This is a genomic window from Stenotrophomonas sp. 62841_Sma (assembly GCF_056482945.1).
In genome coordinates this window covers 2,308,568-2,321,703 of sequence record NZ_CM151224.1, presented here as the reverse complement: position 1 = coordinate 2,321,703, position 13,136 = coordinate 2,308,568, and the positions used below count along the sequence as shown (strand labels likewise).

Sequence of the window (13,136 nt, the reverse complement as noted above, 5' to 3'; positions counted from 1 at the left end):
GCCGGCAGCGGCCCGGAAACAACGAAGCCGGCGCTATGCCGGCTTCCTTGACCTGTTCCGTAGCGTCGGGCCACGCGCGACTCACGCACTGTCAGGGCCCGGACGGCACCGGTCCGTACACGTTCTCCTGCGGCGTGCCCGGCAGCAGCGAGAAGATCATGATCACAATGCCACCGCCCGGCACCAGCGCCAGCAGGAACAGCCAGCCCGACTGGTTGCAGTCATGCAGGCGGCGCACGGTCACGGCAATCAGCGGCACGATCGTGGCCAGCCACATCACGCCCAGCAGCACCACCATGCCGATCAGGATGCCGGCCAGTGCATCGGGACTGTTGCGCAGGAGGATCGCCAGCACACCGGCCAGCAGCATCACCGCGGTTGCGACCAGGAACAGAAACAGCTGGTACATCCAGTACTCGCGGCGGTTGGCGCGGCCCTCGAACTGGGCGTAGCGCTTCAACGGCAGAATCATTTCCTGCACGGCATCGATCCTTGAAAGAGAAGCCGCGCAGTGTGCCAAATGCACGCGCTATGGACAATGTGGCGACGAACCATGCTCGACTGCCATTGCCCCCTGTAGAGTCGAGCCATGCTCGACTACTGTTCCAGAAGGCACCCGTAGTCCGTCAAAGAGCGGAGTCGAGCATGGCTCGACTCTACATGAACCGGGTCAGCGGCCCTTAGCTGCCCTTGCCGCTTCGCGCTCGGCGCGCAGCCGGTCCAGCTTTTCCTTCAGCTTGATTTCCAGGCCGCGCGGCACCGGGTTGTAGTACACGCGCTCGCCCATCGCATCCGGGAAACCGGTCTGGTCCAGTGCGATACCGCCTTCGGCATCATGGTCATATTGGTACTCGGCACCGTAGCCCAGCTCCTTCATCAGCTTGGTCGGCGCATTGCGCAGGTGCAGCGGCACTTCTTCGGTGCCACTCTCGCGCACATCGGCCTTGGCCTGGTTGAAGGCGGCATAGCCGGCATTCGACTTCGCCGTACTGGCCAGGTACAGCACCAACTGAGCGAACGCGAGTTCGCCTTCCGGACTGCCCAGCCGCTCGTAGATGTCCCAGGCCTCCAGCGCCATGCTCTGCGCACGCGGATCGGCCAGGCCGATATCTTCGATGGCCATGCGGGTCAGTCGGCGCGCCAGGTAGGACGGATCGCAGCCGCCATCGAGCATGCGGGTCAGCCAGTACAGCGCGGCATCCGGGTTGGAACTGCGTACCGACTTGTGCAACGCCGAGATCTGGTCGTAGAACTGCTCGCCGCCCTTGTCGAAGCGACGGGTGCGGTCGGCCAGCACCTGGGTCAGGGTCTGCGGGGTGATGCGACCACCCTCCCCGCCCGCCAGCTCAGCAGCGATTTCCAACAGGGTCAGCGCACGGCGCACGTCGCCGTCGGCGGCGGTAGCGATTTCCAGCAGCAGCTCGGGGGCGACCTCGATGCCCTCCTCACCCAGGCCGCGTTCGCGGTCACCCAGCGCACGCTCCAGCGCCTCGACGATGTCGGTAGGCGAAACACCTTCCAGCACATGCACACGGCAGCGCGACAGCAGTGCCGAGTTCAGTTCGAAAGACGGATTCTCGGTGGTGGCACCGACGAACAGAATGGTGCCGCGCTCGATGTGCGGCAGGAATGCATCCTGCTGCGCCTTGTTGAAGCGATGCACCTCGTCCACGAACAGCACGGTGCGGCGACCTTCGGCAAACCGCTGCGCGGCCTCGGCCAGCACCTGGCGCACCTCCGGCAGGCCGGACAGCACGGCGGAGATGGCGCGGAATTCGGCGTCGGAATATTCGGCCAGCAACAGCGCCAGCGTGGTCTTGCCGCAGCCTGGTGGCCCCCACAGGATCATCGAATGCACGCGGCCGGATTCGACCGCGCGACGCAGCGCGCTGTCCGGCGCCAGCAGGCGCTTCTGCCCGACCATTTCGTCGAGGGTGCGTGGGCGCATGCGCTCGGCCAGTGGGCGCAGATGTTCCCGATCGACGCTCAGCAGATCGGGGCCGGGGAAGGAAGTTGAACGGTGTCTTGCCACCCGCTCATTGTACCGCGAGAGCGTGCCAACCAAGGTTGGCACCCACCAGCGCCAGGCCACAGGAATCGGTAGTGCCGGCCGCTGGCCGGCAGATCAGAAGCGTGTCAACCAAGGTTGACACCCACCAAGGCGTTTCCGCCCAGAGATCAGTTACCGATGACGTCGGTGCCCTTCGGCGGGGTGAAGCTGAAGGTGCCGGCAGCAAAGCCCGGGTTGCGCTTCCAGCCACTGAAGCTGATCACGGTGCGCTGGCCGACCGCATCGGTGATTTCCATCTTGGCCAGGCCCTGGGCGTTGAAGCCCAGCGCGGCGTACTGGAAGCTGGCCTCGGTCTCACGCTTCGGCGACAGCGACAGCCACTGCAGGCCGTCGCGCTGCGCGGCCTCTTCACTGACGTCGTACTGCTGCTCCAGCAGCGCCGGGTTGATCAGCGCGGTCAGCGGGCTGTTCTGCTCTTCCTTGCCCTGCTCGCGCACGGTGGCCTGCTCCAGGTCCGGCTCGTACATCCAGACCTTCCTGCCGTCGGCCACGATCAGCTGCTCGTGCGGACGCACGTATTCCCAGCGGAACAGGCGCGGCGCCGACAGGGCCACGCGGCCGCTGGTCGATTCCTTCACCTTGCCGCGGCTGTCGAACACCTGCTGGCTGAACTGGCCATCCAGGCCCTTCAGGCCACTGGTGAAGGTCTTCAGGTCATCGCGGGCGCCAGCCCAGGCGCTGCCGGCGGCGGCGCAGGCCACGGCCAGGGTGGTGGTGGCAAGGAAACGGCGGAAGCGGAAGTTCATGCGGGAATCCTGTGGGCGCGGGCGCCAGGAAAGGTGGTTGCCAGTGTGCCCAAATAAAGATGAATGGGCGATCAGGGCGACATTATGCCGCCCTGAACGTCCATCGGCGATTCAGCCGCCGGAGCCAGGCAGCTTGCCGTACAGCACCTGACCACGGAAGCCACGACGCACTTCGCGGTACAGCGCGCGGAACGCCGGATAGTCCTGCGGCTGGCACAACGCCTCCGGGCCGCGCACCGCGTTCTGCTGCAGGCGGTGATGCACGATCACGTCCTGGCCCTCGCGGCTCCAGTCCACGCGATACTCGCCGGCGGCGTTGGTGAAACGCTGGCTGGCCGGGATGGCGATGATCGGCGCATTGACCGGGAACTGCAGGCGATAGGTTTCCTCGCGCAGGCTGGCATTGCAGTAGAACGGCGTCTCGTTGGCCGGCGCCGACGCGGTGGCGTACAACCCGCGCACCGACTCGCCACCCGGCGGATCGGGTACGGCCATGCCACCGGCCACGCTGAAGTCGGCGTAGTCCTCGGCCTGGAACGCCATGCGATAGCCGAACGGCCGGGTCAGGTCGACCGGCACGCCCTGGATCTGCAGCTGCCCTCGCCCATCGAAACCGGACGCGGCCATGATCTGCTCTTCAGCGCGCGCACGGTTCTGCGCGTTGAGCTGGGAGAACTGGGCGCGCATGCCGATCTCGGCGTTCTCGCCCAGCTTCGGAATCGTCTCACCGCGCAGGTTGCCGTTGGCGTCGAAGGTGAAGCGCACCTCCATCGAGGTGGCATTGCGCTCCGGCGTATTGGCCGGGGTGCGCGCCAGTGAGGCGTCGCGGGTACGCATCACCGGGGCGCCCAGGTCACCTTCCGGCAACTGCCCGAAGCGCGCCCACGCGGTGGTCGAATCCAGGTACAGATCGAATTCGGGGATGTAGGTGATGGCGTGGTTGAAGCGGCCCAGCACCGGGATCTTCGGCAGCGTCGGGCCGCCGCCGGCACCGATCAGCACCGGCGAACTGGCGATGCCCTTGGCTGCCAGCAGCGCCTCGAGGATCGTCACATGGTCCTTGCAGTCACCATAGTGGTTGTCGAGGATGCTCTGCGCGCTGTTCGGCTCAAGGCCGCCGTTGCCCAGGTACACCGCCACATAGCGGATGTTCTGCGCCACCCAGCGGTAGAGCGCATCGGCCTGCTCGCGGCGGTCGCTGATGCCGGCGGTGACCTGGGCGGCCAGCGCCTGCAGCTCCGGCGTGACCTGCGCGGCCGGGCCGGCCTTGAGCTGGTAGGCGCGACCCATCTGCGACCAGTCACGATAGGTGCTGGCCATGATGTTCGGGCCGAACTCCCAGCCTGCCGCCGACCAGTTCTGCGCCGGCATGGCTTCGCGACGCTGGTAGCGCCAGCGCCACTGTGCCTGTCCGTTCTTCACCGTGGGGCGATCACTGCCCTGCACGCCGCGGCTGTCGACGAACATCGGCAGGTTGGCCGGCGCACTCAGGGTGACCTCGGCGTCCTCGTACTCGGTGAAGACATTGAAGGTCTCCCACAGGCCGAAGTAGCCGGGGAAGTACGGCGTGGCCTGGGTGCGGCGCACCTGGTAGAACAGGCGCGTGCCCGGGGCCAGGTTCGGAAACACGATCACCCGCACCTTGCGGTCGGCATACATCGCCGCCGAGGCGCTGGAATAGCTTTCCTGGGTGTAGATGCGGTCAGCCGGCACGTCGCGGCGCTGGCCGTCGGCGGTGATGGTGTAGGCACCGAGTACTTCCAGCGTCTCCATCTTCTCGCTGTAGCTCAGCCGCACCTGGCTGAACTGCTCGACCGAGGCCTTGGTCTTGAGCAGGACTTCGTAGGTTTCGGTCTGCACATTGCCCGCATCCGGCCGCACCTGGTAGTCGGCGCGGTAACGGACAATGCTGAAATTATTGCTGGCTTCGGTATCGCCGCTAGTGGAAGGCGGCGCCGTGGCGGGCGCGGAGGTGGCGGTGTCTGCCAGTGCCGGGCCGGCAGCCAGGAAGGCTGCCAGCGCCAGTGCCAGCGCGCTTGGTACGGGGTGAAGCATGCGTCGGTTCCTTGGACGTCGTGGGGGATACGTCGGGTCTTACTTCGGCGGCGGCGGTGCCAGCACCGTGCGGTCGCCGTTGTGCTCGGGCGGACTGACCACGCCGGCCGCTTCCATGGCCTCGATCAATCGCGCTGCACGGTTGTAGCCGATCTTCAGCCGGCGCTGCACGCCGGAAATCGAGGCACGGCGGGTCTCGGTGACCACCCGCAGCGCTTCGTCATACAACGGGTCGGACTCATCGCCGGCAGAGCTGTTCTCGGGCAGGCCGGTGGCGCCGACGACCACGCCGTCGCCCATCGTCTGCACTTCGTCCAGTACGCCGTCGACGTAGTCGGCCGGGCCCATCGCCTTGAGGTGTTCGACCACGCGATGCACTTCCTCGTCGGAGACGAAGGCGCCGTGCACGCGCTCGGGCATGGCGGTACCCGGCGGCAGGTACAGCATGTCGCCGTGGCCGAGCAGGGTTTCCGCGCCGGACTGGTCGAGGATGGTGCGCGAGTCGATCTTGGAGCTGACCTGGAAGGCGATGCGGGTCGGAATGTTGGCCTTGATCAGGCCGGTGATCACGTCCACCGACGGGCGCTGCGTGGCCAGGATCAGGTGGATGCCGGCCGCACGCGCCTTCTGTGCCAGGCGCGCGATCAGCTCTTCCACCTTCTTGCCGACGATCATCATCATGTCGGCGAATTCGTCGATGAAGATGACGATGAACGGCAGCGTCTCCAGCGGCCGCGGCGCCTCGCCCAGTTCCGGGTTCGGCTTAAACAGCGGGTCCATCAGTGGCTGGCCGGCGTCCTGGGCTTCCTTCACCTTCTTGTTGAAGCCGGCCAGGTTGCGCACGCCCACCGCGCTCATCAGCTTGTAGCGGCGCTCCATCTCGGCCACGCACCAGCGCAGGCCGTTGGCGGCCTCCTTCATGTCGGTGACCACCGGCGCCAGCAGGTGCGGGATGCCCTGGTAGACGCTCAGTTCGAGCATCTTCGGGTCGATCATCAGCATCCGCAGGTCTTTCGGCGAGGCCTTGAACAGCAGGCTCAGCACCATCGCGTTGACCGCCACCGACTTGCCCGAACCGGTGGTACCGGCCACCAGCAGGTGCGGCATGCGTGCCAGGTCGGCCACGGTCGAGCGGCCGGCGATGTCCTTGCCCAGCGCCAGGGTCAGTACGCTGGCCGACTTGTCGTATTCCTTCGAACGCAGCAGCTCGGAGAGGTAGATCATCTCGCGGGTGACGTTGGGAATTTCCAGGCCGATCACCGATTTGCCCGGAATGACGTCGACCACGCGCACCGACTTCACCGACAGGCCGCGCGCGATGTCCTTGTCCAGCGAACTGATCTGGCTGACCTTGATGCCCGGCGCCGGCTCGATCTCGAAGCGGGTAATGACCGGGCCGGGGTTGGCGCCGACCACCTGGGCGTCGATGCGGAAATCCTTCAGCTTGAACTCGATCTGCCGCGACAGCGCGTCCAGGGTTTCCTTGTCGTAGCCCACCGGCTGCGGCTTGGGGTCATCCAGCAGGGCCAGCGGCGGCAGGTCCGAGCCGTCGCCGTTGACGCCACGGAACATCGGGATCTGCGTGTCGCGCTTGGCCCGGTCACTCTTCTCGATCACCGGTTCCGGGCGCGGCTCGATCTTCACCGGCTCGCGCTTGGCGCGCACCTCGGCATCGGCCTTGCGCACTTCCTGGCGCTCCTCGCGCATCACCCGGGTCTGCTGCCACTCGGTGACTTCTTCCTTCTTGCGAGCCAGCAACGGCGCCAGCGACATCACGCCGCGACCGATCTTCTCCATCACCGTGAACCAGGACAGCCCGGTGGCCAGGGTGATCGAGGCCAAGAGCAGCACCAGCACGAACAGGTTCGCGCCCAGCGCACCGAAGCCCACCGTGAGTGAATTGCCGACCAGCTTGCCGAGGATGCCGCCGGCACTGGAGACATCGCCACTGAACAGGCGGACATGCAGGAAGCCGGTGCCGGCGATCAGGAAACCGACCAGGCCGACCAGGCGCAGCGCCGGGTCCAGATCGTTCTCGCCCTTGCTCTCGCGCTTGAGGCCGAACATGGCAATCCACGCCAGCGCGCCCAGCACCACCGGCAGCAGGAAGGCGATGTAGCCGAACAGCTGCAGCAGCACGTCGGCGATCCAGGCGCCGGCGCGGCCGCCGAGGTTGTGCACCGGCGCAACCACGCTGCCGGTGTGCGACCAGCCCGGGTCGGTCGCTGAATAGGTGAACAGACTGGCCGCCAGATACAGCAGCGCCGGCGCGATGGCGATCAGGCCAAGGTCGCGCCAGAGGCGTTGGCGGCGTGGATTGTCGGTCGTCGCCGCCGCGGCCGTGCGACGTGACGCCTTGCTGTCGTCGGACTTGGAGCGTTCGGGGACCTGCTTCGCCACCTTAGACCATACCTTTGGAATGCGCTGTTAGTGATTGATAATAAATGAGACGGCGTCAGTTTTCAGTTATGCGACATCTGACAGGGCAATCAGAGGGCCGGAACCACTGCTGGATGACGGCGTTCTGTTCATCGGCTTGAATCGCCCTGCCCCAGCCGCCACTCTATGACCAGCCACGGATGCTGCGCAAACATCGCCAGCGCCTTGTCCCATCTACCTTTTCGCGAGTCTACATGAGCACCAGCCTGCCCTCCCGCCACCAGCGCCTCGTCATCCTCGGTTCCGGCCCGGCCGGTTGGACCGCCGCCGTCTACGCCGCCCGCGCCAACCTGAAGCCGGTCGTCATCACCGGCCTGCAGCAGGGCGGCCAGCTGATGACCACCACCGAGGTGGACAACTGGCCGGGCGACGCCCACGGCCTGATGGGCCCGGACCTGATGGCGCGCATGCAGGCCCATGCCGAGCGCTTCGAGACCGAAGTCATCTTCGACCACATCCACACCGCCGACGTGTCGCAGCGCCCGTTCAAGCTGATCGGCGACAGCCACGAGTACACCTGCGATGCCCTGATCATCGCCACCGGCGCCACCGCCAAGTACCTGGGCATCCCGACCGAGGACGAGTTCAAGGGCCGCGGCGTGTCTGCCTGCGCCACCTGTGACGGCTTCTTCTACCGCGACCAGGACGTGGTCGTGGTCGGCGGCGGCAACACCGCCGTGGAAGAAGCGCTGTACCTGTCCAACATCGCCCGCAAGGTCTACCTGGTCCACCGCCGCGACACCCTGAAGGCGGAAAAGATCATGCAGGACAAGCTGTTCAAGAAGGTCGCCGAAGGCAAGATCGAGACCGTCTGGCACCACCAGGTGGAAGAAGTGCTGGGCAATGATGCCGGCGTGACCGGCGTGCGCGTGAAGTCCACCCTGGACGGCAGCACCCGCGACATCGACGCCCACGGCTTCTTCGTGGCCATCGGCCACCACCCGAACACCACTCTGTTCGACGGCCAGCTGGCGATGAACAACGGCTACCTGGAAATCCGCTCGGGCCTGGGCGGCAACGCTACTCAGACCTCCGTGGAGGGCGTGTTCGCCGCCGGTGACGTGGCCGACCAGCACTACCGCCAGGCGATCACCTCGGCCGGCTTCGGCTGCATGGCCGCACTGGACGCCGAGCGCTACCTGGACGCACAGGGCAAGGCCAGCTGAGAGGCGAACCTGCATCCGTAGAGTCGAGCCACGCTCGACTCATGCAAAAGGCCGACGCCAGTGCGTCGGCCTTTCTGTTTCATCTGCCCTATCCTTTCCCCATGCCTTCCCCCCGTTTCCTCGACTCCCTGCAGTCCGTTTCCGCCACCGACTGGGATGCCCTGCACGACGGCCGCAACCCCTTCGTCAGTCATGCCTTCCTTTCCGGGCTTGAACAGCACGGCTGCCTGCGCGAGGACTGGGGCTGGCAGCCCCGGCACTTCACACTGTGGGAGGGCGACCACCTGATGGGCGCCATTCCGGGTTACCTGAAGACCAACTCCCACGGCGAATTCGTGTTCGACCATGCCTGGGCCAACGCGTACGCCCGTCATGGCCGCGACTACTATCCGAAGTGGCTGGGCGCGGTGCCGTACTCGCCGGTCACTGGCCCGAGGTTGCTGGCCCGTCACGATTCAGGGCGCGCCACCTTGCTGTCGGCATTGCGCGAGGCGCTGCCGGCACTGGACGTGTCCTCGGCCCATATCAACTTCCACACCGCAGTGGACGAGGCGCTGTTCGGCGATGACTGGCTGCTGCGCGAGGATGTGCAGTTCCAGTGGCAGAACCCGGGCGACTGGTCCACGTTCGAACAGTTCGTCGGCGCGATGGACCACAAGCACCGCAAGAACATCCGCCAGGAACGGGCCAAGGTCACCCGCCAGGGCATCACCTTCCGCGTGGTGCACGGCGACGAGGCCAGTCGCGCCGACCTGCAGGCGATGTACCGCTTCTACCTGCAGACGTTCCTCGAGTACGGCAACGCCCCGGCACTGACTGAGGCCTTCCTGCGCCATCTGGCGATTTCGCTGGGGCGCGGGCTGGTACTGTTCCTGGCCGAACAGGACGGCGAGCCGATTGCCGGCGCGCTATGCCTGCGCGGTGGAGACACGCTGTACGGCCGTTACTGGGGCGGCGCCACGCTGCCTGGCCTGCACTTCGAGGCCTGCTACTACCAAGGCATCGAGTATTGCCTGCGCGAAGGGCTGACCCGCTTCGAGCCGGGCGCACAGGGCGAGCACAAGCTGGCACGCGGTTTCCTGCCGACGCTGGTGCACAGCCGGCACTGGGTGGCCGATCCGGACTTCGCGGAAGCGCTGCAGGAGTGGTGCCGGCAGGAGCGACAGAGTGTGCGGCGCTACCAGCAGGAGCTGCAGGGGCATGGGCCGTTCCGCGTAGAACCGTAGAGGCACGCTTGCTCGATTGGCGCGGTGCCGAAAAGCGTGCCAACCAAGGTTGGCACCTACCAAGGCAATAGCGAGGGCGCTGTGCTCAGGTGCACTGCCAGAAGTGCCCGCTCACCCGGCACTTCGCACACCAGAACGTGTAGAGCATGCCGCCACTGCCCCAGAGCAGCGCGCCTCCACCGGTGGTCGGCAGTGTCGAATCCAGCTGCATCACGAAGGGCATCTCCTCGCCGCAATCGATGCACGCCGGATACCACGCACTCTGCACCCAGCTCGGCGCGCCGCCCACACGCGACAGGTTCTGCCGATGATTGGACTGGCCCCAGTCCTGTTGCTGCCAGCGCGCGCTTTCGAGCGCCACCAGGCCCACCTCGGCCTGCATCAGGTCGCCACTGTCGGTGGGTGTGTTCGGTACCTCACGGTGCTGGCTGGGGTGGCAGCTGGGCAGGCCGGCCGCATCATGACGATAGAAACGCACGGGCGGGTCTTCCCAGCCGCAGCAGTCCAGGCACAGCCCCAGCGTGATCTCGCCCGACGCGCCCGGCTGCAGCGCGGCAGCATCGGTCCGCAGCAGGCGCTGCAGCGGCGCATGGCAGCTGCCACACAGCGCTTCCAGTGGTCCTCCCATCTGCCCGGCGTGATGCACCTGCCCACCATTCCAGGTCGGGTGCAGGCGCCAGATGCGCCTGCGCCAGCTCGGCTCGTCCGCCTGCTGCGCGCGATGCTGTTCGCGGCCGAAGCGGAAGTGCAATGGCCGCTCGCCATGCAGGCGACGCGGCTGCGGACCTTCGGCGACGCCGGCCCAGTGCGCCCAGACCTCGGCATCCAAGCGCCCCCAGTCGACCAGGTAGCCGCGAGCAATGGCGTAGGTTTCGGGCTGGGCGGCGAGCAGCAGCGCCCTGGCCCGCGCCATTTCGCGATCGTCATCGGCTTCGGCCAGGATCTGCGCCCAATGCGCGGCCGTCGCGCTGGGCAGGCCCTGCCAGACCTGCGTGGCCAACTGCACCTCATCCTCACTGGCGACCGCCAGCAATGCCTCCCAATCGTCCTGCAGCACCTGCGGCGCCTGATAGCTGGCGAACTCCATCACGCTCGTCAACACGTCACCGCGCTCGCCCGCGCGATAGCGGCGCCACGCGTCCGCCGCGACCGCGGGCACCGCGTCATCCGGCAGCAGGTCCAGCGCCATGTCGAGGAAGGCCGAGCCCGGCGAAGGCCGCGCCAGCGCCTGCAGCATCAACTCTCCCAGCTGACGCGGCTGTTCAGTGGCCAGCGACAGCAGCATGCCTTGGCTGTCGTTGCGCGTGCGCGGGGCGTCATGCAGGTCGAGGATGGCGCTGATCGAGTCACTCATTCGGAGGCTCCTTGCCGGTGAACAGTGATGGTGCCAGACATCACGAATCACCACGACGAATACAATGGCCCCATGACCCGCCAGCTGCCCTGGCGCCTGGCCGATGCGCCGGACGCCCCCTTCCCTCCGGCCGAGACCGCACTGCGCCAGCCCGATGGCCTGCTGGCGGTGGGCGGCGATCTGCATCCGGTGCGTCTGCTCAATGCCTACGCCGGCGGTATCTTTCCGTGGTTCAGCGAGGGTGAGCCAATCCTGTGGTGGTCGCCGGACCCGCGCATGGTGTTCCGCACCGACGGCGTGCATCTGTCCAGCCGCTTCCGCCGCCAGCTGCGCAGCAGCACGTGGGAGATCACCGCCGACACCGCCTTCAGCCAGGTGATGCGCGCCTGCGCCGCCGCACCACGCCCTGGCCAGGACGGTACGTGGATCAGCCCGGCGATGGTCGAGGCCTACAGCCAACTGCACGACCTTGGCGTCGCCCATTCCTTCGAAGTCTGGGACCGGCAGACGCTGGTCGGCGGCATCTATGGCGTCGCGATCGGTGCCATGTTCTTCGGCGAGAGCATGTTCAGTGGCGCCAGCGGCGGCTCCAAGATCGCCCTGGCCGCGTTGGCAGCCACCCTGCGTGGCTGGGGCTGGGAACTGATCGATGCCCAGGTGGAGAATCCGCACCTGCTGCGGATGGGCGCCGAGCACCTGCCGCGCGCGGACTTTCTGGAGCGCGTCCGCCAGGCCGTACACCGTGACGGCCGTGAAGGCCCCTGGACACAAGGGGTAGGACGCTTGCCAGCACAGCGTTTGGCCGGGGGTTAACACAAACTTTGCAAGCCGGGCCCATCACGCGTAAAATACCGCGCCTTAGGCCCAGCGTGGCCGTTTTCTGAACCGCACAGGACTACATGTCGAAAGACGATTCCATCGAGTTCGAGGGCACCGTCAGCGAGACGCTGCCGAACACCACTTTCCGCGTTCGTCTGGAAAATGGGCACGAAATCATCGCCCACATCTCCGGCCGCATGCGCAAGAACTACATCCGCATCCTCACCGGTGACCGGGTCAAGGTTGAAATGACCCCGTACGACCTGACCAAGGGTCGTATCACCTACCGCATGAAGTAAGCGGTCGGCGCATTGCGCCACTCCGACAGGGCCGGCCTCGCTGCTGGCCCTTTGTCGTGCGCGGAAGAAAGCGACCGGCACCGAGGCCGCTCGGTTTTCGTCCCTGTCCGAAATACCGCATCGCGCCGCGACTCTAGACTCAACGCGTTCTTCACAGAAGGCGTTGCGCGCATGACCTACCTGATCGTCCTGGACCCCCAGTCCGTCACCAGCCGCTGCTACGCCAGCAAGGGCCCGGACGGCACCTGGTTCGGCCAGCCCTGCCTGGTCTGCACCAGCATGGACGCCTCGCACCCGCTGTACCTGGCCGTGCAGCGCGAGATTCCGCATATGGGCAGCACCCTCAAGCAGCGCCTGCACATTCCGCACGAGGCGGTTGCCTTTGTCATCGAAGACGGCGGCGATCAGGGGCGCCAGCAGGGATTCCGTTCGATCGCGGCCTGAGGCGCCAAAGGTCATCGTGACCGATCTCACCGTGGCTTCGGTCAGCCCTGCTTGCGGCAGATTCGCATTTGCAGCGGCGGCGGCATCCTGGGATCCGATCCAGTCCGGATCGCTACCCCCTGCCCCGCCATGAACCTGTCTCCCCTGCTCATCCCCCTGGCTTTGTCTGCCGTCACCCTGCTGGCGTCGTCCGCCCATGCCGCCGACACCGCGCCGGCACAGTGCGTATCACTGACCGGCGAACAGCAGATCGTTCGCGCCGGCGCCGACAAGAACATCCTGCTTCGCTCCGGCGAAGACCACTATGTCGTGCATTTCCGCAACAGCTGCCCTTCTGCCGTACTGGCCACCCGCCTCGGCTTCAAGACCGACGGCAAAGAAGCTGACGAGCTGTGCAGCGAGGGCCGAAGCGCACTGGACACAGGTCGCGGCAGCTGCGAGGTTGCACGCATCGAGCCGATCGATGCCGAGCGATTCAAGCGTGAGGCGCGCCGCCGCAGCCGCTGACCCCAGACAG

Annotated in this window: 12 protein-coding genes; 6 read left to right on the top strand and 6 right to left on the bottom strand. The window is 66.5% G+C overall.

Going from position 1 to position 13,136, the window contains the following annotated elements; translation table 11 throughout:
- Window positions 1-91 precede the first annotated feature (91 nt).
- From ACZK5G_RS10835 to ACZK5G_RS10815, 5 genes are all read right to left on the bottom strand, one after another.
- Window positions 92-481, bottom strand: coding sequence for a DUF805 domain-containing protein (locus tag ACZK5G_RS10835; protein WP_106548556.1), 390 nt, complete (start codon window positions 479-481; stop codon window positions 92-94).
- A 189-nt stretch (window positions 482-670) separates the two neighbouring features.
- A complete protein-coding gene (locus tag ACZK5G_RS10830; protein WP_014037159.1) occupies window positions 671-1,948 on the bottom strand; it encodes a replication-associated recombination protein A in 1,278 nt (425 codons plus the stop codon).
- 230 nt (window positions 1,949-2,178) lie between these two features.
- Complete coding sequence (gene lolA, locus ACZK5G_RS10825) at window positions 2,179-2,817, bottom strand: outer membrane lipoprotein periplasmic chaperone LolA (RefSeq protein ID WP_024958744.1); 639 nt, start codon at window positions 2,815-2,817, stop codon at window positions 2,179-2,181.
- A 111-nt stretch (window positions 2,818-2,928) separates the two neighbouring features.
- Window positions 2,929-4,872, bottom strand: a complete 1,944-nt coding sequence (locus tag ACZK5G_RS10820) for a DUF3857 domain-containing protein (RefSeq protein WP_478466344.1) — start codon at window positions 4,870-4,872, stop codon at window positions 2,929-2,931.
- 39 nt (window positions 4,873-4,911) lie between these two features.
- Entirely contained in the window at window positions 4,912-7,272 is a 2,361-nt protein-coding gene (locus ACZK5G_RS10815) for a DNA translocase FtsK (RefSeq protein ID WP_032127351.1), read from the bottom strand.
- A 233-nt stretch (window positions 7,273-7,505) separates the two neighbouring features.
- Here ACZK5G_RS10815 and trxB point away from each other — a divergent pair, with 233 nt between their 5' ends.
- Window positions 7,506-8,477 carry a thioredoxin-disulfide reductase gene (gene trxB, locus ACZK5G_RS10810; protein ID WP_014037154.1) on the top strand — a complete coding sequence of 324 codons (972 nt, stop codon included), beginning with the start codon at window positions 7,506-7,508 and terminating at the stop codon, window positions 8,475-8,477.
- Between the two features lie 101 nt (window positions 8,478-8,578).
- Complete coding sequence (locus tag ACZK5G_RS10805) at window positions 8,579-9,703, top strand: GNAT family N-acetyltransferase (protein WP_478466343.1); 1,125 nt, start codon at window positions 8,579-8,581, stop codon at window positions 9,701-9,703.
- An 85-nt stretch (window positions 9,704-9,788) separates the two neighbouring features.
- Here ACZK5G_RS10805 and ACZK5G_RS10800 read toward each other — a convergent pair whose 3' ends face one another.
- Window positions 9,789-11,057, bottom strand: coding sequence for a hypothetical protein (locus ACZK5G_RS10800; RefSeq protein ID WP_478466341.1), 1,269 nt, complete (start codon window positions 11,055-11,057; stop codon window positions 9,789-9,791).
- Window positions 11,058-11,129: 72 nt separating this feature from the next.
- Here ACZK5G_RS10800 and aat point away from each other — a divergent pair, with 72 nt between their 5' ends.
- From aat to ACZK5G_RS10780, 4 genes are all read left to right on the top strand, one after another.
- Entirely contained in the window at window positions 11,130-11,870 is a 741-nt protein-coding gene (aat, locus tag ACZK5G_RS10795; RefSeq protein ID WP_478466340.1) for a leucyl/phenylalanyl-tRNA--protein transferase, read from the top strand.
- A gap of 86 nt (window positions 11,871-11,956) precedes the next feature.
- Window positions 11,957-12,175 carry a translation initiation factor IF-1 gene (gene infA / locus ACZK5G_RS10790; protein ID WP_005409596.1) on the top strand — a complete coding sequence of 73 codons (219 nt, stop codon included), beginning with the start codon at window positions 11,957-11,959 and terminating at the stop codon, window positions 12,173-12,175.
- Window positions 12,176-12,346: 171 nt separating this feature from the next.
- Window positions 12,347-12,619 (top strand): hypothetical protein, encoded by a 273-nt coding sequence (locus tag ACZK5G_RS10785; protein ID WP_049399363.1) that lies wholly within the window; start codon window positions 12,347-12,349, stop codon window positions 12,617-12,619.
- Between the two features lie 129 nt (window positions 12,620-12,748).
- Window positions 12,749-13,126 carry a hypothetical protein gene (locus ACZK5G_RS10780; RefSeq protein ID WP_478466338.1) on the top strand — a complete coding sequence of 126 codons (378 nt, stop codon included), beginning with the start codon at window positions 12,749-12,751 and terminating at the stop codon, window positions 13,124-13,126.
- Window positions 13,127-13,136: the final 10 nt, after the last annotated feature.

Coding starts and splice junctions, on each gene's coding strand:
- ACZK5G_RS10830 (WP_014037159.1), bottom strand. CDS start 1,948: ATGCGCCCACGCACCCTCGACGAAATGGTCGGGCAGAAGCGCCTGCTG.
- lolA (WP_024958744.1), bottom strand. CDS start 2,817: ATGAACTTCCGCTTCCGCCGTTTCCTTGCCACCACCACCCTGGCCGTG.
- ACZK5G_RS10820 (WP_478466344.1), bottom strand. CDS start 4,872: ATGCTTCACCCCGTACCAAGCGCGCTGGCACTGGCGCTGGCAGCCTTC.
- trxB (WP_014037154.1), top strand. CDS start 7,506: ATGAGCACCAGCCTGCCCTCCCGCCACCAGCGCCTCGTCATCCTCGGT.
- ACZK5G_RS10805 (WP_478466343.1), top strand. CDS start 8,579: ATGCCTTCCCCCCGTTTCCTCGACTCCCTGCAGTCCGTTTCCGCCACC.
- ACZK5G_RS10800 (WP_478466341.1), bottom strand. CDS start 11,057: ATGAGTGACTCGATCAGCGCCATCCTCGACCTGCATGACGCCCCGCGC.
- aat (WP_478466340.1), top strand. CDS start 11,130: ATGACCCGCCAGCTGCCCTGGCGCCTGGCCGATGCGCCGGACGCCCCC.
- infA (WP_005409596.1), top strand. CDS start 11,957: ATGTCGAAAGACGATTCCATCGAGTTCGAGGGCACCGTCAGCGAGACG.
- ACZK5G_RS10785 (WP_049399363.1), top strand. CDS start 12,347: ATGACCTACCTGATCGTCCTGGACCCCCAGTCCGTCACCAGCCGCTGC.
- ACZK5G_RS10780 (WP_478466338.1), top strand. CDS start 12,749: ATGAACCTGTCTCCCCTGCTCATCCCCCTGGCTTTGTCTGCCGTCACC.